Raw genomic sequence first — 21,416 nt, 5'->3', positions numbered from 1 at the left:
ATGAACACCGAAGACTTCAAGACCGAACCTCCTGCGCTGCCGGCTGGCGAGCCCGCTGTCCCGGCGCTGCATGCCGAACTGGCCAAGGGGGCCGACTTTGCCTCGGAGTCTGCCGGCGAGCGGGCGGACGAGCCGGTCGCGGATCCGGTCCTGGACGATTCGCCGGCTGCGGCTCTGGAAGGCGCAGAGCAGCCGCTGGCTGCGGAGCCTTCGCAGGCGCTTGGGCTTGAGGCAGCCCCGGCCCCTGCGGCGATGACCGAGCCTGTGCCCGACATCTCCACGCTGACGGCAGCCAGGGATGCCGCTGCCTTCGTGGCCCAGATCTTTGCCGACCCCAGCATCTCGGATTCCTCCGACGCCGAGGTCACCCCGGTCGCCACCGAAGAGGCGGTTGAAGCCGAACAGGTACTGCCACCCGTGGCTGCCGGCTGGCCCGGCGAGCAGGCCCAGCACCTGCAGGGCCAGCGCGTGCTCATCCTGGGCCTGGGCGCCTCGGGCCTGGCCATGGCGCGCTGGTGCGTGCGCTGCGGCGCCGAAGTCATCGTGGCCGATACGCGGCAGGCGCCGCCCCAGCTGCAACAGCTGTCCGCCGAACTGCCCCAGGCGCGCTTCGTGCCCGGAGATTTCACGGCCCAGCTGGTGGACGGCCAGAGCCTGGGGCTGGTCTACCGCTCGCCCGGCCTGAGCCCGGCCGCCGTGGCGCCCGTGGTCGACACGGCCCGGGCCCAGGGCCTGCCCGTGGGCGGCGAACTCGATCTCTTCGCCATGGCGCTCAAGGCCCTGGCCGCAGCCCATGGCTACCGTCCCACCGTGCTGGGCATTACCGGAACCAATGGCAAGACCACGGTCACCTCGCTGACCGGCCAACTGCTGGAGCATGCCGGCCTGCGCGTGGCGGTGGCGGGCAATATCGGCCCCACGCTGCTGGACACGCTGACCCAGGCCATCGATGCCGAAACGCTGCCCCAGGCCTGGGTGCTGGAGCTGTCCAGCTTCCAGCTCGATGGCGTGCAGATGTTCGAGCCCACGGCCGCCGCCGTCCTCAATATCACCCAGGACCACCTGGACTGGCACGGCAGCCTGCGCGCCTATGCCGATGCCAAGGCCTGTATCTTCGGCAGCAGCGGCATCATGGTGCTCAACCGCGAGGACCCCGAGGTCATGCGCATGCTGCCGGCACCCGTGGTGCCGCCGGGCAAGCGCCAAAAGCCTCAGCAGCGCGCCCACATCACCTTCGGCGGCGACATGCCGCGCCGCCCCGGCGACTTCGGTCTGGAAGTGGTCAGCGGCATGACGTGGCTGGTGCGCGCCCATGAGGCCGACGAAACCGCCAAGGGCAAGAACGCCGAAGACCTGTACATCCAGCGCCTGATGCCCGCCGACGCGCTGCGCATCCGCGGCCGGCACAACGCCATCAATGCCCTGTCCGCCCTGGCCCTGGCCAGCGCGGGCGGCTGCACGCTGGCGCCCCTGCTCTACGGCCTGCGCGAGTACCGGGGCGAGCCTCACCGCGTCCAGCCCATCGGCCGCGTCAACGGCGTGGAGTACTACGACGACAGCAAGGGCACGAACGTGGGCGCCACCGTGGCCGCGCTGTCGGGCCTGGGGCCTGACCACCGCATCGTGGTCATCCTGGGCGGTGACGGCAAGGGCCAGGATTTCTCTCCGCTGGCCGCACCCGTGTCGCGCCACGTGCGCGCCGCCGTGCTGATCGGCCGCGACGCGGGCCGCATCCGCGCTGCGCTGCAGGACTGCGGCGTGCCCCTGGTCGATGCCACCACCATGGCCGATGCCGTGGAGCTGGCCGCCTCGCGCGCCCATGAAGGCGACGCCGTGCTGCTGTCGCCCGCCTGCGCCAGCCTGGACATGTTCCGCAACTACGAGGACCGGGCCCACCAGTTCGTCGATGCCGTGCGCGCGCTGGCGCTGGATGCCGGGCATGAACTCGGAGGTGCTTCATGAGCGCGATGAACGCCATGAACCAGGCCCTGGGCCGCATGCGCTCCTGGTTCGGAGGCGCGCAGGAAAAGGCCATCGACGTGCTGCCCGTGCGCCTGGGCGGTCCCCAGTACCACCGGCCCACGCAGACGCCGGCCAGCGTGCTCGGCCTGGACCAGGCCCTGATCTGGGTGGTCATAGGCCTGCTGGCCTGGAGCCTGGTCATGGTGTATTCGGCATCGATCGCCATGCCGGACAATCCGCGCTTCGGCAAGATCGCGCCCACCCATTTCCTGATGCGCCATGCCATGTCCATAGGCATGGCCTTCGTCGGCGCGCTGCTGGCCTTCCAGGTGTCCATGGCCACCTGGGAGCGCATGGCGCGCAAGCTCTTCCTGGTGTCCCTGGTCCTGCTGGTGGCCGTGCTGATCCCGCACGTGGGCACCGTGGTCAACGGCGCGCGGCGCTGGCTGTCCCTGGGCATCATGAACTTCCAGCCGTCCGAGCTGGCCAAGTTCGCCGTGCTCATCTATGCGGCCGACTACATGGTGCGCAAGATGGAGGTCAAGGAGCGCTTCTTCCGCGCCGTGCTGCCCATGGGGCTGGCCGTGGTGCTGGTCGGGGTGCTGCTGCTGGCCGAGCCCGACATGGGCGCCTTCATGGTGATCGTGGTGATCGCCATGGGCATCCTGTTCCTGGGCGGCGTGAACGCGCGCATGTTCTTCCTGATCGCGGCCCTGGTGGTGCTGGCCTTCGTGCTCATCATCGCCACCTCCGAATGGCGGCGCGAGCGCATCTTTGCCTACCTCAATCCCTGGGATGAAAAGCATGCCCTGGGCAAGGGCTACCAGCTGTCGCATGCGTTGATCGCCATCGGGCGCGGCGAGATCTTCGGCGTGGGCCTGGGCCGCAGCGTCGAAAAGCTGCACTGGCTGCCCGAGGCGCACACCGACTTTCTGCTGGCCGTGATCGGCGAGGAATTCGGCCTGGTCGGCGTGCTCCTGATCGCCGTCACCTTCCTGTGGCTCACGCGCCGCATCATGCTCATAGGGCGGCAGGCCATTGCGCTGGACCGGGTGTTCTCCGGCCTGGTGGCCGAGGGCATTGCGATCTGGATGGGCTTCCAGGCCTTCATCAACATGGGCGTGAACCTGGGCGCGCTGCCGACCAAGGGACTGACGCTGCCCCTGATGAGCTTCGGCGGGTCGGCCATCCTCATGAATCTGATAGCGATAGCGGTGGTGTTAAGGGTGGACTACGAGAACAAGTTGCTGATGAAGGGAGGGCATGCATGACGCAGTCCACCTCTCAAGGCACGCAACGCCAGCGCACGGCCCTGATCATGGCCGGCGGCACGGGCGGCCATATCTTCCCGGGCCTGGCCGTGGCCCAGGCGCTGCGCGAGCGCGGCTGGAACGTGCGCTGGCTGGGCGCCCCCGGCTCCATGGAGTCGCGCATCGTGCCGGCCCAGGGCTTCCCGCTGGAGACCATCGAGTTCTCGGGCGTGCGCGGCAAGGGCATCATGACCCTGGCCTTTTTGCCCATGCGCCTGCTGCGTGCCTTCTGGCAGGCGCTGGCCGTGGTGCGCCGCGTCAAGCCCGACGTGGTCGTGGGCCTGGGCGGCTACATCAGCTTCCCCGGTGGAATGATGGCCGTGCTGGCCGGCAAGCCCCTGGTGCTGCATGAGCAGAACTCCGTGGCCGGCATGGCCAACAAGGTGCTGGCCAGCGTCTCCCACCGCATCTTCACCGCCTTCCCCAACGTGTTCCCCAAGGGCCGCTGGGTCGGCAACCCCTTGCGCCAGGCCTTCACCGAGCAGCCCGCGCCCGAGCAGCGCTTTGCGGGCCGCAGCGGACCGCTGCGCCTGCTGGTGGTGGGCGGCAGCCTGGGCGCCAAGGCGCTCAACGAGATCGTGCCGCAGGCGCTGGCCCTGATTCCGGCCGATGTGCGCCCCGTCGTGCTCCACCAAAGCGGCGCCGCACAGATCGACGCCCTGCGCGCCAACTACGCGGCGGCAGGCGTGCAGGCCGAGCTGACGCCCTTCATCGACGATACGGCGCGCGCCTTTGCCGAGGCCGATGTCATCGTCTGCCGCGCCGGTGCCAGCACGGTCACCGAGATCGCGGCCGTGGGCGCAGCCGCCATCTATGTGCCTTTCCCGGCCGCCGTGGACGACCACCAGACCGCGAACGCGCGTTTCCTGGTCGATGCCGGTGGTGGATGGTTGATGCAACAAAGCGCACTGACTGCCCAAAGCCTGGCCGAAATGCTACAAAATATGCAGCGTGCGACGCTGCTGGAGCGCGCTGGAAAAGCCAAGAAAATGCAAAAGACCGAAGCCACCGCCGAGGTGGTCGCCGCCTGTGAGGAACTGGCCGCATGAAGCACGCCATTCATCACATCCATTTTGTCGGCATCGGCGGCGCCGGAATGAGCGGCATCGCCGAGGTGCTGCACAACCTGGGTTACGCCGTCTCGGGCTCGGACCTGTCCGACAGCGCCACGCTGCGCCGGCTCGCAGGCCTGGGCATTGCCACCCACGTCGGCCATGCGGCCGCGAACATCGAGGGGGCTGACGCCGTCGTCACCTCCACCGCCGTGCAGTCCGACAACCCCGAGGTGGTCGCTGCGCGCACGCACAAGATCCCCGTCGTGCCGCGTGCACTCATGCTGGCCGAGCTGATGCGCTTCAAGCAGGGCATCGCCATCGCAGGAGCCCACGGCAAGACCACGACCACCAGCCTGGTGACCAGCGTGCTGGCCGAGGCCGGGCTGGACCCGACCTTCGTCATCGGCGGCAAGCTCAACAGCGCGGGCGCCAACGCCAAGCTGGGCCAGGGCGACTACATCGTGGTCGAGGCGGACGAGTCCGACGCCTCCTTCCTGAACCTGCTGCCCGTGATGGCCGTCGTCACCAACATCGACGCCGACCACATGGAAACCTACGGCCATGACTTCGGCCGGCTCAAGGGCGCCTTCGTCGACTTCCTGCACCGCATGCCGTTCTACGGCCGCGCCATCGTCTGCGTGGACAGCCCGGCCGTGCGCGAGATCCTGTCCCAGGTGGCCCGCCCCGTGACCACCTACGGCTTTGCCGAGGACGCCCAGGTGCGCGCCCTCAACGTGCGCGCCGAGGCCGGCCGCATGCATTTCACGGTGCGCCGCAGCAACGGCCAAAGCTATCCCGACCTGGACGTGGTGCTGAGCCTGCCGGGCGAGCACAACGTGCTCAACGCGCTGTCGGCCGTGGCCGTCGCCATGGAGCTGGAGATTGCCGACGAGGCGCTGCTGCGCGCCTTCGAAAGCTTCAAGGGCGTGGGCCGGCGCTTCCAGCGCTATGGCGAACTCCCTGCAGCGGACGGTGGCATCTTCACCGTCATCGACGACTACGGGCACCACCCTGTCGAGATGGCGGCCACGCTGGCTGCTGCGCGCGGCGCCTTCCCGGGCCGCCGCCTGGTGCTGGCCTTCCAGCCGCACCGCTACAGCCGCACGCGCGATTGCTTCGAGGATTTCGTCAAGGTCATCGGCCTGGCCGATGCCGTGCTGCTGACCGAGGTCTATGCGGCCGGCGAGGCGCCGGTGGTGGCGGCCGATGGCCGCTCGTTGGCGCGCGCCCTGCGCGTGGCCGGCCGGGTCGAGCCGGTCTTTGTGGAAGACGTTGCCGAGCTGCCGGCGGCCCTGGCCGCCCACGCCCGCGATGGCGACGTGCTGTTGTGCATGGGGGCCGGCTCGATTGGCGCCGTGCCCGGAAAGTTGGTTGAAATGCTTCAGAAACAAGAGCTGCAGGCGCAGCAGGGAGCTGCGCAATGAGCAGCTTCGGCACCCAGATCGATGTCAAGGCCCTGGGCAAGGTGGCCGTGCTGTTGGGCGGCCGCTCGGCCGAGCGCGAGGTCTCGCTGATGTCGGGCACGGGCGTGCTCAAGGCCCTGCTGTCGCAGGGCGTGGATGCCCATGCCTTCGACCCCGCCGAGCGGGACCTGGGCGAGTTGAAGAAGGACGGTTTCGACCGCTGCTTCATCGCGCTGCATGGCCGCTACGGTGAGGACGGCACGGTGCAGGGCGCGCTGGAGCTGCTGGGCATCCCGTACACGGGCCCCGGCGTGATGGCCTCCAGCATCGCCATGGACAAGATCATGACCAAGCGCATCTGGCGCTTCGAGGGTCTGCCCACACCCGACTGGCGGCTGGTCGCCAGCGCCGACGAGACCCGCGCCGCGCTGCAGGCGCTGGGCGCGCCCATGATCGTCAAGCCCTCGCGCGAGGGCTCGACCATCGGCCTGACCAAGGTCTGGACAGCCGAGGAATGTGAGCAGGCCTATGTGCTGGCCTCCCGGTACGACCCCGAAGTGCTCTGCGAAGAGTTCATCGAAGGCGACGAGACCACCTGCCCCGTGCTCGGAACCGGCGAGGGCGCCCACGCCCTGCCCGTGATCCGCATCGTCGCGCCCGAAGGCAACTACGACTACCAGAACAAGTACTTCACCGACGACACCCAGTACCACTGCCCCAGCGGCCTGCCTGCCGAGGAAGAGGCCGAGATCCGGCGCATCGTCGTGCGGGCCTTCCGCACGCTGGGCTGCCGCGGCTGGTCGCGCGCCGACATCATGATCCGCGGCAGCGACCGCAAGCCCTTCCTGCTGGAGATCAACACCTCGCCGGGCATGACGGGCCACTCGCTGGTGCCCATGTCGGCCCGCGCCATCGGCGTGAGCTACGAAAACCTGTGCCTGGGCATCCTGGCCAACGCCGCGCTGGACGCGCAACCGGAGCAGGAGCACGCATGAGCTACTCCCTGCCGGCCCCCTTCGACGTCAAGCTCATGAACGTGACCGCCACGGTCCTGTTCGTGGGCGTGGCTGCGCTGGGGCTGGCAGCGGTGAGCTGGTGGGCGCTGCGCCATCCGGCCTTCAATATCGGCCGCATCGTGGTCGAGGGCGAGCTGGTGCACAACAACGCGGTGACGCTGCGCGCCAATGTGGCGCCGGTGCTCACGGGCAACTTCTTCACCGTGGATCTCAAGGCCGCCAAGGCGGCGTTCGAGCAGGTGCCCTGGGTGCGGGAGGCGCAGGTGCGCCGCGACTATCCCAACAGCCTGCGCGTCATCCTGCACGAGCATGTGGCCGAGGCCTTCTGGGGGCCTGATTCGGGCACCGGCCTGGTCAACAGCTTCGGCGAGGTCTTCGAGGCCAACCTGGGCGAGCTGGACCGCGACGGCCTGCCGCGCCTGCAGGGCCCCGAGGACAGCGCCCCGCAGATGCTGCAGATGTACCGGCTGCTGGTGCCGGCGCTGGGGCCGCTGGATGTGGAGATCGACGGGCTGACGCTCAATGCGCGCGGCAGCTGGCAGCTCAGGCTGGCCAACGACGCACAGATCGAACTGGGTGGCGGCAGCGTGGAGGCCGTGCTGCAGCGCGTGCAGCGCTTCGTGCGCACGCTGCCCCAGATCACGACCCAATACAAGCGCAAGGCCGACGCCATCGAGTCGGCCGACCTGCGCTACGAAGACGGATATGCGCTGAGGCTGCGCGGTGTGACCACCGGCACGGCCAAGGCGCCGGCTGCAGTGCGTCCCCGACGCTGAAGACGAGGGAGGACAGACCTATGTACATGCACACCAAGCAGCGACACAGCGACAGGACAGAACCAACCGGGGGCGGATGCTGATATGGCAAGAGAATACAAAGATGTGATCGTCGGACTGGACATCGGCACGGCCAAGGTCATGGTCGTGGTCGCCGAGGTCCTGTACAACGGCGAACTCAAGCTCGCAGGCCTCGGCGTGGCCCCGAGCAACGGACTCAAGCGTGGCGTGGTGGTCAACATCGACGCCACGGTGCAGAGCATCCAGCAGGCGCTGAAGGAGGCCGAGCTGATGGCCGACTGCAAGATCCAGCGCGTGTGCACCGGCATCACCGGCAGCCACATCCGCGGCCTGAACTCCAGCGGCATGGTGGCCATCAAGGACAAGGAAGTCACGGCCACCGACGTGGCGCGGGTGATGGAGACGGCCAAGGCCATCAACATCTCCTCGGACCAGCGGCTGCTGCTGGTCGAGCCGCAGGAATTCGTGATCGACGGCCAGGAAGTGCGCGAGCCCATCGGCATGAGCGGCATCCGCCTGGAGGCCAAGATCCACATCGTCACGGGCGCGCAGAGCGCGGCCGAGAACATCATCAAGTGCGTGCGCCGCTGCGGCCTGGAGGTCGAGCAGCTGCTGCTCAACCCGCTGGCATCGAGCCAGGCCGTGCTCACCGATGACGAGCGCGAGCTGGGCGTGGCCGTGGTCGATATCGGCGCGGGCGCCACCGACGTGGCCATCTTCACGGGCGGCGCCATCCGGCACACGGCCGTGATTCCCATCGCGGGCGACCTGATCACCAGCGACATCGCCATGGCGCTGCGCACGCCCACCAAGGACGCCGAGGACATCAAGGTCGAAAGCGGCTATGCCAAGCAGCTGCTGGCCGACCCCGACGCCCAGGTCGAAGTGCCGGGCCTGGGCGACCGCAGCCCGCGCATGATCAGCAAGCAGGCGCTGGCCGGCGTGATCGAGCCGCGCGTGGAAGAGATCTTTTCTTTGGTGCAGCAGGTGGTGCGCGATTCAGGCTACGAGGAAGTGCTGTCCTCGGGCATCGTGCTGACCGGCGGCAGCGCCGTCATGCCGGGCATGGTGGAACTGGGCGAGGACATCTTCCTCAAGCCCGTGCGCCGCGGCATCCCCAAGTATTCGAGCGCATTGGCTGACATGGTGGCTCAACCCCGCGCCGCCACCGTTATGGGATTGCTCGAAGAGGCCCGCCTGGCTCGCCTGCGCGGTTTCAAGGTGGCACAAAAGAGTGGGTCGATGAAGACCGCTTTTGGCCGTTTCAAAGACTTCATCGTGGGGAACTTTTGATATGTGCTTTCATCGACTGCGCATTACCGGCCCGCCCACCGGCTTCCGAATACCGGACAGAAGACAGAATTTTCCCCAGACGGTGGTGACCACTTACAGAGAGCTACAGGAGAACCAACATGCCCATCGACATGATTGAAGTTGAAGAATTCAACCAGGGTACGCAGATCAAGGTGATCGGCGTTGGCGGCGGCGGCGGCAATGCCGTCGAGCACATGATTGCGCGCAACGTGCAGGGCGTGGAGTTCGTCTGCGCCAACACCGACGCGCAGGCGCTGCTGCGCAGCAGCGCCCACCGCACCATCCAGCTCGGTGGCAGCGGCCTGGGTGCGGGCAGCAAGCCCGACAAGGGCCGCGAAGCCGCCGAGCTGGCCGAGGACGACATCCGCACTGCCATCGAAGGCGCGCACATGCTGTTCATCACGGCCGGCATGGGCGGCGGCACGGGCACGGGCGCTGCGCCCGTGATCGCGCGCGTGGCCAAGGAAATGGGCATCCTCACCGTGGGCGTGGTCACCAAGCCCTTCGAGTGGGAAGGCGGCCGACGCATGGCCAACGCCGACAGCGGCCTGAGCGAACTCGAAGCCAACGTCGATTCGCTGATCGTCGTGCTCAACGAGAAGCTGCTGGACGTGCTGGGCGACGACATCTCGCAGGACGAGGCCTTTGCCCATGCCAACGACGTTCTCAAGAACGCCGTGGGCGGCATTGCCGAAATCATCAACGAGTACGGCCATGTGAACGTCGACTTCGAAGACGTGCGCACCGTCATGGGCGAACCCGGCAAGGCCATGATGGGCACGGCCAAGGCCGCCGGCCCCGACCGCGCGCGCATCGCTGCCGAGCAGGCCGTGGCCTGCCCGCTGCTGGAGGGCATCGACCTGTCGGGCGCCAAGGGCGTGCTGGTGCTGGTCACGGCCGCCAAGGGCAGCCTCAAGCTGTCCGAGTCGCGTCTGGCCATGAGCACCATCAATGCCTACGCCTCGCCCGATGCGCATGTGATCTACGGCGCTGCCTACGACGACAGCCTGGGTGACGAAATCCGCGTCACCGTGGTGGCCACCGGCCTGTCGCGCCCCAGCACACGCCGCCAGAACATGCAGGTGGTGCAGGGCGGCCTGCGCACCGGTACCGACAACATGAGCTACCAGCTGCCTTCGGCCTCCATGGGTGCCGCAACGGCAGCCGGCGGCCTGGTCGGCGGTGCCGCTGGCGGCGCCGACTATGCCAACAACATGTCGGTGCCCAGCGTCTGGCGTACCAACCGCACGCAGGCCGCTGCCCGCGTCGATGCCCTGGCCTCCGGCGGCATGGACGATCTGGAAATCCCGGCCTTCCTGCGCAAGCAGGCTGACTGAGCAGCGGCCGATACGGTCGCTGCATGGTTGTGATAGCGAATGCCGTGCCAGGGCCATGCCCTGCGCACGGCTGCCGCACTTTAAAATAGCCGGATGCTCCAACAACGCACCATCAAGACGATCACCCGTGCCGTGGGCGTGGGTCTGCACAGCGGCCAGCGCGTCGAATTGACGCTGCGTCCCGCGCAGCCCGACACCGGCATCGTGTTCCGTCGCGTGGACCTGCCGGAGCCCGTGGACATCCCGATCTCGGCCGAAGCCGTCACCGACACGCGCATGGCCTCGACCATCGGCACGGGCGGCGCCAAGGTGCATACCGTGGAGCACCTGATGTCGGCCATCGCCGGCCTCGGGCTCGACAACATCTACATAGACATCACCGCCGAGGAAGTGCCCATCCTCGACGGCTCCTCCGCCTCCTTCGTATTCCTGCTGCAAAGCGCGGGCATCGAGCTGCAGAAGGCGCCCAAGCGCTTCATCCGCGTCATCCGCCCCGTCGAGGTGCGCGAGGGCGAGGGCCAGAACCTCAAGTGGGCACGCTTCGACCCGTATCACGGCTTCAAGCTGCGCTTCGAGATCGACTTCGCCCATCCTGCCGTGGACTCCACCGGCCAGTGCGTGGAGTTCGACATGGGCGAGGACAACTACACGCGCGACATCGCACGCGCGCGCACCTTCGGCTTCACCAAGGACGTGGAAATGCTGCGCAGCCACGGCCTGGCGCTGGGCGGCGGCATGGACAACGCCATCGTCATGGACGACTACAAGGTGCTCAACAGCGACGGCCTGCGCTATGACGACGAGTTCGCCAAGCACAAGATCCTGGACGCCATCGGCGACCTGTACCTGATCGGCAGGCCCCTGCTGGCCGCCTACAGCGCCTTCCGCTCGGGCCACGGCATGAACAACCAGCTGCTGCGTGCCCTGCTGGCCCAGCCCGACGCCTGGGAACTGGTCAGCTTCGACAGCGAGCGCCAGGCGCCCAAGGGCTTCGCCCAGCCCGCGCGGGCCTGGTGAGGCGGGCGCCGCCATGCTGATCTTCCGCTGGCTGGCCACCGTGCTGCTGCTGGCGTCAGCCGTGTCCTTTGCGTTCTACCTGGGCACGGGCCAGCCCCGCTACAAGCGCTGGGGCTTCATCATCCTCAAGTGGACCGTGATTGCCGGCGTGACCTTCTTCGCCGTGCTGTTCTTTGGACGCATCGTCTGAGGTCCTGAATGGGCTGCGCTGCCGCCATTGCGGAGACTGCCGGGCCGCCATGAAGGAAATTCGGATCCGGGCCGGCGACGGCCACACCCTTGTGCTGGTGCGCAGCGGCTGCGTCCAGGGGCCTGTCGTGGCCATCACGCACGGCACCTTCTCCGGCACCGCATCCTGCGACCGGCTCGGCGCGTATCTGGCGGCGCAGGGATTCGGCACTTGGCTCTTCGACTGGCGCGGCCATGGACGGAACCCGGCCTGCGGCCATGGCCATGATCTGGAAGCCGTGGCCAGGCATGACATCGCCAGTGCCATCGAGGCCATCCGCAGCGAGGAGCAGGGCCGGCCTTTGACCCTGATAGGCCACAGCGGGGGCGGCATTGCGGCAGCCATCTGGGCCGCTCGCAATCCCGATGTGGCCCGGGACCATCTGGCCGGTGTCGTGCTGCTGGCCGCCCAGGCCACCCATGCTGCCGCCACACCGCTGGCCTGGGCCAGGATCCGGGGTTACCTGGCGTGGATAGGCCGCCGGAACTGGCTGGCAGCCAACCGCATGGTGGGGCCCGAGGCGGAAAGCGGCCAACTGATGCGCCAGTGGTGTCAGTGGAATCTCCAGCGCCGATTTGTGGGACATGACGGCATGAACTACCTGCAGGCACTCTCCCAGGTGCGTATTCCCGTTCTGGCGCTGGCGGGTGCTGGAGACCGCCTGATTGCACCCTGGCAGGGGTGCGAAGCGCTGGCAAGCGCTTTCGGCGGGACGGATGTGGAGTTCGTGCTGTGTGGCAAGGCCGCCGGTTTTGTCGAAGACTACAGCCACAGCAGGTTGCTGATGGCCGGCAACGCGCAATCCGATGTGTTCCCCCGGATCGCGCAATGGATCAGGCTCAGGGCCGAGCAGGGTGGCCAAGCACTGGTGTCCTAGTAGACGCGCCCACCTTTGTAGACCGCATGCTGACGGCGCTGCAGCTGCGTGACCTCGGCCATCTTCGTCATGGCGGCGCCTGCATGGGCGTGGGTGATGGCCAGGCCCAGGGCGTCGGCGGCATCGGTGCCGGGCAGGCCGGGCAGTTGCAGCAGGCGGCGCACCATTTCCTGGATCTGGCTCTTGGCCGCGCGGCCATGGCCGGTCATGGCCTTCTTCATCTGCAGTGCCGTGTACTCGGCCACCGGCAGGCCGGCGTTGACCAGGGCCGTGAGCGCGGCGCCGCGTGCCTGGCCCAGCAGCAGGGTGGATTGGGGATTGACGTTGACGAAGACGATTTCCACGGCCGAGGTGTCGGGCTGGTAGCGGCTGGCGACTTCCGAGATGCCGTCGAACAGCAGCTTGAGCCGGCCCGGCAGGTCGCCGAGCGCGATGCCCGTGGTGCGGATGGTGCCGCTGGCCACATAGGCCAGGCGGTGGCCGTCGACGTCGATCACGCCGAATCCCGTGGTCTGCAGACCGGGGTCGATTCCAAGGATGCGCATGGGGTGAATGTAGCTGTTCAGGGGACGACGGCGCTGGGCATTCTCTGCATGACCGTGCGCGTGCGCTGCAGCAGATAGCCGGAGTTGGGCAGCTTCTCGAAGCGCTTGGGCTGGGGCAGCATCACGGCCAGGCGCGCGGCCTCGGCGGCGCTGAGCTGGGAGGCGCTCTTGCGAAAGTAGTGGCGAGCGGCCGCCTCGGCGCCGAACACGCCCTGGCCCCATTCCACGCTGTTGAGGTAGATCTCCAGGATGCGCTGCTTGCTCAGCATCAGTTCCAGCAGCTGGGTCAGCACCAGTTCCTGCCCCTTGCGCAGCAGGCTGCGTTCGCCCGACAGCAGCAGGTTCTTGGCCAGCTGCTGCGTGATGGTGGAGCCGCCATAGATCTTGGGCGCCTTGCCGTTGTCGGCCTTCATGGCCCGGGCTTCGGCGCGCTGGTTGCGCTGCCAGGCTTTCTCGATGGCTTCCCATTGCACCCCGTGGTGTTCGGTGAAGCTGTCGTCTTCGGAGGCAATGACGGCGCGCTTGAGCGTGGGCGCGATGCGGTCATAGGGCAGCCATTGCTGGCTCCAGTGCAGGCCTTCGGAGCTGCGCAGCATCTGCCAGGCTTCGGAGCGCTGGAAGGCTGTGGACTCGGGATCGACCACCACCATCAGCGCAATGCGCAGCACGAAGAACAGCTGCAGCAGCAGGCCGGCGCACAGCACCAGCAGCAGGGCGCGTGCCAGGGATTTCATGAAGCGCTCAGCCGCCTTGAGCAATATGGGCGCGCAGCTCGTTCAGCACCTGGGCCGAGGGCGGGCGCACGCCGCGCCACAGCGCAAACGATTCGGCCGCCTGCTCCACCAGCATGCCCAGCCCGTCGCGGGCCGTGGCGCCGTGCTGTTCGGCCCACTGCATGAAGCCCTGAGCCGCGGGGCCGTACATCATGTCGTAGGCCAGGCTGCCAGGGCGCAGCACGCGGGCCGGCACGGGCACCTCGGCACCGGCCAGGCTGCTGGCGGTGGCGTTGATGACCACGTCGAAATCCTCATCCACGGCCTGCTGCTCCAGCGCCACCAGTTCCACGCCATGTTGCGCGGCAATGGCGGCATGGCGCTGCACCAGGGCCTGGGCGCGCTCGAAGGTGCGGTTGACCACGGCGATGCGGCGCGGGCGCTCGGCAAGCAGCGAGCCCAGTGCGCCGGCTGCGGCGCCACCCGCGCCCAGCAGCAGCAGGTCGCGTCCGGCCAGCGGCACGCCTGCATTGCGCACGATGTCGGCCACCAGGCCCAGGCCGTCGGTGTTGTCGGCATGGATGCCGTCCGCCGCCAGCACCAGGGTGTTGGCGGCGCCGGCCAGTTGCACGCGCTCGCTGGAGGTGGTGGCCAGCTGTGCGGCTTCCAGCTTGAAGGGCACGGTGACATTGCAGCCGCGTCCGCCTGCCGCGACGAAGCCGCGCACGGCCTCGGCAAAGCCATCCAGCTCCACATGCTGGCGCTCGTAGTGCAGGTCCTGCCCGCACAGTTCGGCAAAGCGGGCATGGATCCAGGGCGAACGGCTGTGCGCGACGGGGTTGCCCATGACGCAGTAGCGGTCGGAGGAGGTGGCGGCAACGGAAGTCATGTCGAAAAAATGGAGTGCGAAGAGGGCGGGGCGCTACTGGGCTACTGGACCGTGGTCTGCAGCGTCTGCTCACGCGTGAACTTGAAGCGCGAGACCACGGCGATCTGGTCGGCCTTGGCGCGCATGGCGGGGCCGAAGTGGCCGAAGGGGCCGGCCGCACGCGCGATGGCTTCGGCGCGGGTGTCCAGCAGGCGGTTGCCCGAGCCCTGCACGATCTCGGTGGACAGCACGCGGCCGTCGTGGTTGACGGTGAGGATCATGACCAGCTCGCCATAGAGCTTCTTGCCGGCCTGCTCGGGAAAGTTCTCCGTGCCCTTGTCCTCGACCTTGCGGCGCAGGCCGTCGTAGTAGATGGCGTAGACGGCCTCGCGCGTGGACGGGCTGATATAGCGCTTCTTGGGGCGGGCGTTTTCTTCGTTGATGCGTTTTTCGATCTCGGCCAGCAGCTTGACCAGCTGCTGGCGCTTTTCCTGCTGGGCCTGCTGCTCCTTGGTCTGCTTTGCCGCCTCGCGCGGGTCCAGCGGCGGCAGGGCCGCGACCTGCTTGCGCAACTGCGTCAGCAAGACGGTCTGCTGCTCCTGCATGGAGTCGATCTGGCGCTGGCGTTCCTCGAAGTCGTCGCCCACGGCGGTGAGCGCCGAGTAGGGCATGGGGCTGGAGGCCCGGCCCTTGTCGGCTTCGCCGCCGCCGGCCAGCGAGGTCTGCGCGATGGCCTGCGCCTTGTCGGGCTGCTCGTTGGCGCGGGCATTGACCAGGATGACTTCCAGCGGCGTGTCCTGGAACACGCGGTCGAAGCGTTCTGGATCGATGAACCGGAACGAGAGCAACCCGGCATGCAGGGCAATGGAGACACCCAGTGCCAACTGCAGCGTACTCAGGGAACGGAAGGCGGTAGGCAGTTTCACGTCAGATCTAAGGCAGTGGCTTGGATGCGAGGCAGGGGCGCGGGCAGATCAGGGCTGGGCAGGATCGGCCGCGGGCGTGCCGTCGGTCTCGTTCATGTCCACGGCGATGGCGATGGGGCCGGCTACGGCCTCCTCGTCGTCCTCCGCTCCATCGTCGGCAGCGGCGGCGTCGCTGTCCAGGCGCTCGATCAGCGTGCCCGAGACATCGAGCGCGATCTCGTCGATCTCGCCCAGGCGCACGCGCACATGGGCACCGCGCGGCAGGCCGGTGACGCCCAGCACGGGAAAGACCAGCGGCAGGTCGTCGGCGCGCACCAGCAGGCCGCCGCCCATGCCTTCCTTGATGACGGTGGCCGTCAGCTCGGTGATGGCGTTCTGCTGCAGGTACTTGAGCGTCCAGAAGCGCTCCATGCCTGCCTGGTAGCCGTTGTAGGCGCTGTAGGCGCCGTCAAAGCTGCTGATGATGCCGAACAGCTCGGCATCCTTGGGCTTGAACGGCGCGGCCAGTGCGGCGGTCTTGCCGTGGCGCGCGCAGGCAATGATCTGCCACTGGTTGACCAGGTCCACATAGCGGCGCAGCGGCGAGGTGGCCCAGGCATAGCTCTTGACGCCGATGCCCGCATGGGGAAGCGCCTTGGTGGACATGCGCACCTTGATGCCGGGGGCCAGGCTGGCCTGGCTGCGGTAGATGCCGGGCACGCCCAGATCGGCCATCCAGCCGCCCCAGGTGCTGTTGGCCACGATGGCGGCCTCTGCCACGATCAGGTCCAGCGGTGCGCCGCGCTTGCGCACGGTGATCTCGACCTGCTCGTTGCCGCGGGGCTCGGCGCTGCCGTTGCCCACCAGGCGGAAGTTGTAGTCGGGACGGTTGAAGTTCTCGGGCTTGCCTCGCACCAGTTCGCGCCCGGCCTTCAGGTGCCTGGCCCAGCGCTGCAGGAACGTCAGTTCGGCGCGCTTGCCCTGCAGCACTTCGGGCGTGCCCTCGACCTCGATGGACGGGTCGGCCAGCCACTGCTCGGTGACGATGTGGTCCAGCTTGTCATGGCGGAAGTTGACCTGCACGGGCACGCGTTCCAGGCGCGTCTCGCTGGCCGTGGTTTCCAGCGTGGTCTCGTCCACGGTGACGTACAGCGACACGGCGGGGTTGGCGCGGCCTTCGTCCAGCGTGTAGATCTGCACCACCTCGTTGGGCAGCATGGTGATCTTGTAGCCGGGCATGTAGACAGTGGACAGGCGCGAGCGGCCGAGCTGGTCCAGCGGCGTGCCCGGCACGATGGCCAGGCCGGGGGCCGCGATGTGGATGCCCACGGTGACCGTGCCCGTGCCCAGGCCGCGCACCGACAGCGCGTCGTCGATCTCGGTGGTGGCCGAGTCGTCGATGGAAAACGCCTGGACATCGGCCAGCGGCAGCTCTGCCGGAGGCTGGGGCGCCTCCAGTGGCGGAAATTGCGTGCCCTTGGGGAAGTGGTCGAAGAGGAAGCGCTTCCAGTGGAATTCGTAGGCCGATTCAATGGCGCCGGCCCTGTGCAGCAGATCCAGCGGTGCCAGGCGCGTGGCGCGGCTGGCCTCGACCACGGCCTTGTATTCGGCGGCGTTCTTGTCGGGGCGGAACAGGATCTTGTAGAGCTGTTCGCGGATGGGGCCGGGGCATTCGCCAGCGCCCAGCTGCTCGGCCCAGGCCGTGATCTGGGCCTGGATCTGCTTTTTCTTCTCTATGCCGGCCAGCGCCTGCTGCAGGATTTCGGCCGGCGCCTTTTTGAAGCGGCCCTTGCCGGCGCGGCGAAAGTAGTGCGGCGCCTCGTAGATGCGAAACAGCGCGCCGGCCTGCTGGGCCAGCGTGGCATTGTCCGAGAAATAGTCGCGTGCCAGGTCGGCGAAGCCGAATTCCTCCTCGGGGGCGAATTCCCAGGCCAGGTCCAGATCGATCTCGGCGGCCATTGCCTGGCCCTGGGCGATCAGCTCGGCAGGCGCCGGCTTGTCGAACTTGAGCAGGATGTTGGCGGACTTGACCTTGACCCGTTTGCCCGAGTCCAGTTCCACCTGGGCGGAGGTGTCGGCTTCGGAGAGGATGCGGCCGGCCAGGAACTTGCCGGCTTCTTCAAACAATGCGTGCATAGCCCGATATTCTCCCACGCTGCGGCTGGCAGCTGCCGCGCAGGCGTGTGCGGCATCAGGCCAGATTCAGGAACTCGTCGAGCTGGGGCAGGTACTCCTCGAAGTTGCTCAGCGCGTGATCGCCGCCTTCCTGGATGATCTGCAGCGCATGCGGGTAGCGCGCGCTCATCTCGCGCCAGTCCAGAACTTCGTCGCCCTCGGCCGCCAGCAGCATCTCGGGCGCGGCCGGTGTCATGGAGCGCGTGTCCAGCGCGCGCAGCTCTTCCATGTACTCGCGGCGAAAGAAAAAGCGTTCCTCGGGGTTGTGCCAGGACGTCTGCTCGCCAATGTACTTTTCAAGATCGCGCGCCGGGTTCACGGCCGGGTTGATCATCACGCTGCGGCAGCGCGCCAGCTGGGCCACCCAGCTGGCGTAGTAGCCGCCCAGCGAGGAGCCGATCACGGCCATGGTCTCTCGCGGCCAGCTGCCTATGCCGTCGGCAATCAGGGCGGCCGCCTCGCGCGGGGATGGCGGCAATTGCGGGCTCCACCAGCGCACATGGGGATGGCGCGTGGCCACATGTTCGGCCATGCGCCGGGCCTTGGTGGATTGGGGTGAGGAGCGAAAGCCGTGCAGATACAGCAAATGGGTGGTGGTCATGGCGGGCGCTCTCCTTTGCGTTGCTGGGGCCGGGCGCCGGATGCGGCCCGGACGGCTCATGGCCCATTGTGGCCGCTGCGGCGGGCGGCGCCCAGCAGGGAAGGCCCGGGCCGACAGCTGGATGACAACCGCCTCCGTGGGCAACCCTGCGCCGGGCTGGGCCGCATGCGCCACGGGATAATGGCGGCCCGTGCCCGCGACCGACCATCCCCGTGACCGAATTCGACAAGCCCTCCCTCTGGCAACGTGTTGCCCCGCTGCTGCGGGGCTTTGACTTCTGGTTGCTGCTGTTCGTGGGCATGCTGGCGTCGGCGGGGCTGATCGCCATGTACTCCTCGGGCTTCGACCACGGCACGCGCTTCACCGACCACGGGCGCAACATGCTGATCGCGGCGGCCATTCTCTTTGTCGTGGCCCAGATTCCCCCCCAGCAGCTCATGAAGGTGGCCGTGCCGCTGTACATGCTGGGCGTGGCGCTGCTGGTGGCGGTGGCGCTGTTCGGCATCACCAAGAAGGGGGCTCAGCGCTGGGTCAACGTGGGCGTGGTGATCCAGCCCAGCGAGCTGCTGAAGATCGCCACGCCGCTGATGCTGGCCTGGTGGTTCCAGCGCCGCGAGGGCCAGCTGCGCGGCACGGACTTCGTGATCGCCATGGTGCTGCTCATGGTGCCTGTCGGGCTGATCATGAAGCAGCCCGACCTGGGGACCTCCCTGCTGGTGATGGCGGCCGGCCTGTCGGTGATCTTCTTCGCGGGCCTGCCCTGGAAGCTCATCGTTCCGCCCGTGCTGGCCGGTGTGATCGGCATCACCCTCATCGTCTGGTACGAACCCCAGCTGTGCGCCGACGGCGTGCGCTGGCCCGTGCTGCATGAATACCAGCAGACCCGTGTCTGCACCCTGCTGGACCCCACGCGCGACCCCCTGGGCAAGGGGTTCCACATCATCCAGGGCATGATCGCCATCGGCTCCGGTGGCGTCTGGGGCAAGGGATTCATGGCAGGCACGCAAACCCACCTGGAGTTCATCCCCGAGCGCACGACCGACTTCATCTTCGCCGCCTATTCCGAGGAGTTCGGCCTGGTCGGCAACCTGTTCATCATCGTCTCCTTCCTGCTGCTGGTCTGGCGCGGGCTGGCCATCGCCATCCAGGCCAACACGCTGTTCGCGCGGCTCATGGCGGCGGCCGTGGCCATGATCTTCTTCACCTATGCCTTCGTGAACATGGGCATGGTCAGCGGCATCCTGCCCGTGGTCGGCGTGCCGCTTCCCTTCATCAGCTACGGCGGCACGGCCATGGTCACGCTGGGGCTGGCGCTGGGGGTGCTGATGTCGGTGGCGCGTTCGCAGCGGCAACTGCCGGGCGAGGGCGGCGGCCCGCTCTGAACACCAGTTTGCGGCGCCCAAGGCGCCTGCAAATGTCAAATAGTCTGGATGCCTGCTGCCGGAAAGCTCCGTTTCTCTCCATGATTTGGCGAGCAAGCCAAGCCTGCATGAGACTGGCATGCTCCTGTTTCCATAACGTCTGCGGGATGACCGTGCACTTGCCACGGACGCCGAGGCGCGCTACAAAGCAAGCGCGGACATGGGCCAGCATGTTCGCCATCCACGCGGATGCATGCCTACGGAATGCCGCTCAGCCTGGTGGGGCGGCATTCCGTTCTTTTTTGCAGGCCCATGAACCGTTGGCTGCCCCCGTTGCACGGCGAGGGCATGGCCGGCTCTCTACAATGGGCGAATGATCTCCCGCGAACCCACCATTGAACGCCTGGCCACAGCGCGCCAGTTGCTGCTTGAGCCCTTCGGGCTCGATGAAACCCATCTCGCGCGCGCACTGGCCGAGATCCGCAGCCACCAGGTCGACGACGCCGACCTCTACTTCCAGTACACCCGCGCCGAAGGCTGGAGCCTGGAAGAGGGCATCGTCAAAACCGGCAGCTTCAGCATCGACCAGGGTGTGGGCGTGCGGGCGGTCAGCGGCGAGAAGACGGCCTTTGCCTATTCCGACGATATTTCCGAAGCCTCCCTGCTGGATGCGGCACGCACCGTGCGCTCCATCTCGGGCGCGGCTCAGAGCAAGCGCGTGCGCGCCAACGCGTCCAAGATCGCGCAAAGCCGCTCGCTGTATCCGGGGCTGGATCCCATTGCCACGCTGGACAGCACGGCCAAGGTCGAGCTGCTGGGCAAGGTCGAAACCCTGGCCCGCGCCAAGGACCCGCGTGTCGTCCAGGTCATGGCCGGCCTGGCCAGCGAGTACGACGTGGTGCTGGTCGCCCGCGCCGATGGCACGTTGGCTGCCGATGTGCGGCCGCTGGTGCGTCTTTCCGTCACCGTGATCGCCGAGCAAAAGGGCCGGCGTGAGGTGGGCTCTGCCGGCGGCGGTGGCCGTTTTGGCCTGGCCTATTTCAGCGATGAGCAGATCACGCAATATGTGGACGAAGCCGTGAGCGCGGCCCTCACCAACCTGCAGTCGCGCCCCGCGCCGGCAGGCGAAATGACCGTGGTGCTTGGCCCCGGCTGGCCCGGCGTGCTGCTGCACGAAGCCGTGGGCCACGGCCTGGAAGGCGACTTCAACCGCAAGGGCGCCAGCGCCTTCAGCGGCCGCATCGGCCAGCGCGTGGCGGCCAAGGGAGTCACCGTGCTGGACGACGGCACGCTGGCCGATCGCCGCGGTTCGCTCAACGTCGATGACGAGGGCTGCACCAGCCAGAGCAATGTGCTGATCGAGGACGGCATCCTCAAGGGCTACATCCAGGACGCAATGAACGCCCGCCTGATGGGCGTCAAGCCCACGGGCAACGGCCGCCGCGAAAGCTATGCCCACATCCCCATGCCGCGCATGACCAACACCTACATGCTAGGTGGCGACAAGGATCCGCAGGAAATCGTGGCCTCGATCAAGAAGGGCCTGTACGCCACCAACTTCGGCGGCGGTCAGGTCGACATCACCAGCGGCAAGTTCGTGTTCTCCGCCAGCGAGGCCTATTGGGTCGAGAACGGCAAGATCCAGTACCCCGTCAAGGGCGCGACCATCGTGGGCAGCGGCCCGGAATCGCTCAAGCACATCACCATGATCGGCAACGACATGCGCCTGGACAGCGGTGTGGGTACCTGCGGCAAGGAAGGCCAGAGCGTGCCCGTGGGCGTGGGTCAGCCTACGCTGCGCATCGACGGCCTGACGGTGGGCGGCACGGCCTGACCGTCGCATGCCCGCGCCCTGCATGGCAGGGGGCGGGTCCTCTGTCCTGCCTGACGCGGCCCGCCGCGCTCCGTGGGCGCCGCCCGGCGCCGATTCC

The 21,416-nt window shown here is 67.7% G+C and carries 19 protein-coding genes; 13 read left to right on the top strand and 6 right to left on the bottom strand.

What is annotated here, in order from left to right; genetic code table 11:
• The 11 genes from murD (at nt 1) to ACF8ML_RS01545 (ending at nt 12,317) form a co-directional block, all read left to right on the top strand.
• Entirely contained in the window at nt 1-1,962 is a 1,962-nt protein-coding gene (gene murD, locus ACF8ML_RS01595; protein WP_392406004.1) for a UDP-N-acetylmuramoyl-L-alanine--D-glutamate ligase, read from the top strand.
• A 5-nt stretch (nt 1,963-1,967) separates the two neighbouring features.
• Nucleotides 1,968-3,233: a putative lipid II flippase FtsW gene (gene ftsW / locus ACF8ML_RS01590; RefSeq protein WP_017404612.1), complete on the top strand. Its 1,266-nt coding sequence runs from the start codon at nt 1,968-1,970 to the stop codon at nt 3,231-3,233.
• Nucleotides 3,230-4,321 (top strand): undecaprenyldiphospho-muramoylpentapeptide beta-N-acetylglucosaminyltransferase, encoded by a 1,092-nt coding sequence (murG, locus tag ACF8ML_RS01585; protein ID WP_016448031.1) that lies wholly within the window; start codon nt 3,230-3,232, stop codon nt 4,319-4,321. The genes ftsW and murG overlap by 4 nt, the downstream gene beginning before the upstream one ends.
• Nucleotides 4,318-5,751: a UDP-N-acetylmuramate--L-alanine ligase gene (gene murC, locus ACF8ML_RS01580; protein ID WP_016453132.1), complete on the top strand. Its 1,434-nt coding sequence runs from the start codon at nt 4,318-4,320 to the stop codon at nt 5,749-5,751. The genes murG and murC overlap by 4 nt, the downstream gene beginning before the upstream one ends.
• Nucleotides 5,748-6,725 (top strand): D-alanine--D-alanine ligase, encoded by a 978-nt coding sequence (locus ACF8ML_RS01575; RefSeq protein ID WP_252653254.1) that lies wholly within the window; start codon nt 5,748-5,750, stop codon nt 6,723-6,725. The genes murC and ACF8ML_RS01575 overlap by 4 nt, the downstream gene beginning before the upstream one ends.
• Nucleotides 6,722-7,522: a cell division protein FtsQ/DivIB gene (locus ACF8ML_RS01570; RefSeq protein WP_016448028.1), complete on the top strand. Its 801-nt coding sequence runs from the start codon at nt 6,722-6,724 to the stop codon at nt 7,520-7,522. Before ACF8ML_RS01575 ends, ACF8ML_RS01570 begins: the two co-directional genes overlap by 4 nt.
• A gap of 84 nt (nt 7,523-7,606) precedes the next feature.
• Nucleotides 7,607-8,836, top strand: coding sequence for a cell division protein FtsA (gene ftsA, locus ACF8ML_RS01565; protein ID WP_012203404.1), 1,230 nt, complete (start codon nt 7,607-7,609; stop codon nt 8,834-8,836).
• A gap of 119 nt (nt 8,837-8,955) precedes the next feature.
• Entirely contained in the window at nt 8,956-10,194 is a 1,239-nt protein-coding gene (ftsZ, locus tag ACF8ML_RS01560) for a cell division protein FtsZ (protein ID WP_392406001.1), read from the top strand.
• A 93-nt stretch (nt 10,195-10,287) separates the two neighbouring features.
• Nucleotides 10,288-11,211 carry a UDP-3-O-acyl-N-acetylglucosamine deacetylase gene (gene lpxC, locus ACF8ML_RS01555; protein ID WP_012203406.1) on the top strand — a complete coding sequence of 308 codons (924 nt, stop codon included), beginning with the start codon at nt 10,288-10,290 and terminating at the stop codon, nt 11,209-11,211.
• Between the two features lie 13 nt (nt 11,212-11,224).
• A complete protein-coding gene (locus tag ACF8ML_RS01550; protein ID WP_016448025.1) occupies nt 11,225-11,401 on the top strand; it encodes a hypothetical protein in 177 nt (58 codons plus the stop codon).
• 127 nt (nt 11,402-11,528) lie between these two features.
• The gene (locus ACF8ML_RS01545; protein WP_279493338.1) at nt 11,529-12,317 is read left to right on the top strand and encodes an alpha/beta fold hydrolase; all 789 of its coding nucleotides are present in this window, start codon (nt 11,529-11,531) and stop codon (nt 12,315-12,317) included.
• On the opposite strand, the gene ruvC is transcribed toward ACF8ML_RS01545, so the two are convergent.
• From ruvC to ACF8ML_RS01515, 6 genes are read right to left on the bottom strand one after another with little or no spacing between them, the layout of a single operon-like run.
• On the bottom strand, nt 12,314-12,862 hold the full coding sequence (gene ruvC, locus ACF8ML_RS01540) for a crossover junction endodeoxyribonuclease RuvC (RefSeq protein WP_016448023.1): 549 nt from the start codon (nt 12,860-12,862) through the stop codon (nt 12,314-12,316). The genes ACF8ML_RS01545 and ruvC overlap by 4 nt on opposite strands.
• Nucleotides 12,863-12,879: 17 nt before the next feature.
• Nucleotides 12,880-13,596 (bottom strand): monofunctional biosynthetic peptidoglycan transglycosylase, encoded by a 717-nt coding sequence (gene mtgA / locus ACF8ML_RS01535; RefSeq protein WP_016448022.1) that lies wholly within the window; start codon nt 13,594-13,596, stop codon nt 12,880-12,882.
• Between the two features lie 7 nt (nt 13,597-13,603).
• The gene (gene aroE / locus ACF8ML_RS01530; protein WP_017404620.1) at nt 13,604-14,464 is read right to left on the bottom strand and encodes a shikimate dehydrogenase; all 861 of its coding nucleotides are present in this window, start codon (nt 14,462-14,464) and stop codon (nt 13,604-13,606) included.
• A gap of 41 nt (nt 14,465-14,505) precedes the next feature.
• Nucleotides 14,506-15,369, bottom strand: coding sequence for an energy transducer TonB (locus ACF8ML_RS01525; RefSeq protein WP_016448020.1), 864 nt, complete (start codon nt 15,367-15,369; stop codon nt 14,506-14,508).
• Between the two features lie 48 nt (nt 15,370-15,417).
• Entirely contained in the window at nt 15,418-17,484 is a 2,067-nt protein-coding gene (locus ACF8ML_RS01520) for a ribonuclease catalytic domain-containing protein (protein WP_016453136.1), read from the bottom strand.
• Nucleotides 17,485-17,539: 55 nt separating this feature from the next.
• The gene (locus ACF8ML_RS01515; protein ID WP_016448018.1) at nt 17,540-18,124 is read right to left on the bottom strand and encodes a YqiA/YcfP family alpha/beta fold hydrolase; all 585 of its coding nucleotides are present in this window, start codon (nt 18,122-18,124) and stop codon (nt 17,540-17,542) included.
• Nucleotides 18,125-18,336: 212 nt separating this feature from the next.
• On the opposite strand from ACF8ML_RS01515, the gene rodA reads away from it, so the two are divergent.
• Both rodA and tldD read left to right on the top strand, forming a co-directional pair.
• Nucleotides 18,337-19,506: a rod shape-determining protein RodA gene (rodA, locus tag ACF8ML_RS01510; protein WP_016448017.1), complete on the top strand. Its 1,170-nt coding sequence runs from the start codon at nt 18,337-18,339 to the stop codon at nt 19,504-19,506.
• 352 nt (nt 19,507-19,858) lie between these two features.
• Entirely contained in the window at nt 19,859-21,319 is a 1,461-nt protein-coding gene (tldD, locus tag ACF8ML_RS01505) for a metalloprotease TldD (RefSeq protein ID WP_017404622.1), read from the top strand.
• Nucleotides 21,320-21,416: the final 97 nt, after the last annotated feature.

The sequence above is a fragment of the Delftia sp. WSY_10 genome, from assembly GCF_043104705.1.
Classification (GTDB): domain Bacteria; phylum Pseudomonadota; class Gammaproteobacteria; order Burkholderiales; family Burkholderiaceae_C; genus Comamonas; species Comamonas tsuruhatensis.
Note: the sequence above shows the minus strand (reverse complement) of the source record. Positions and strands in the feature narration are given on the sequence as shown.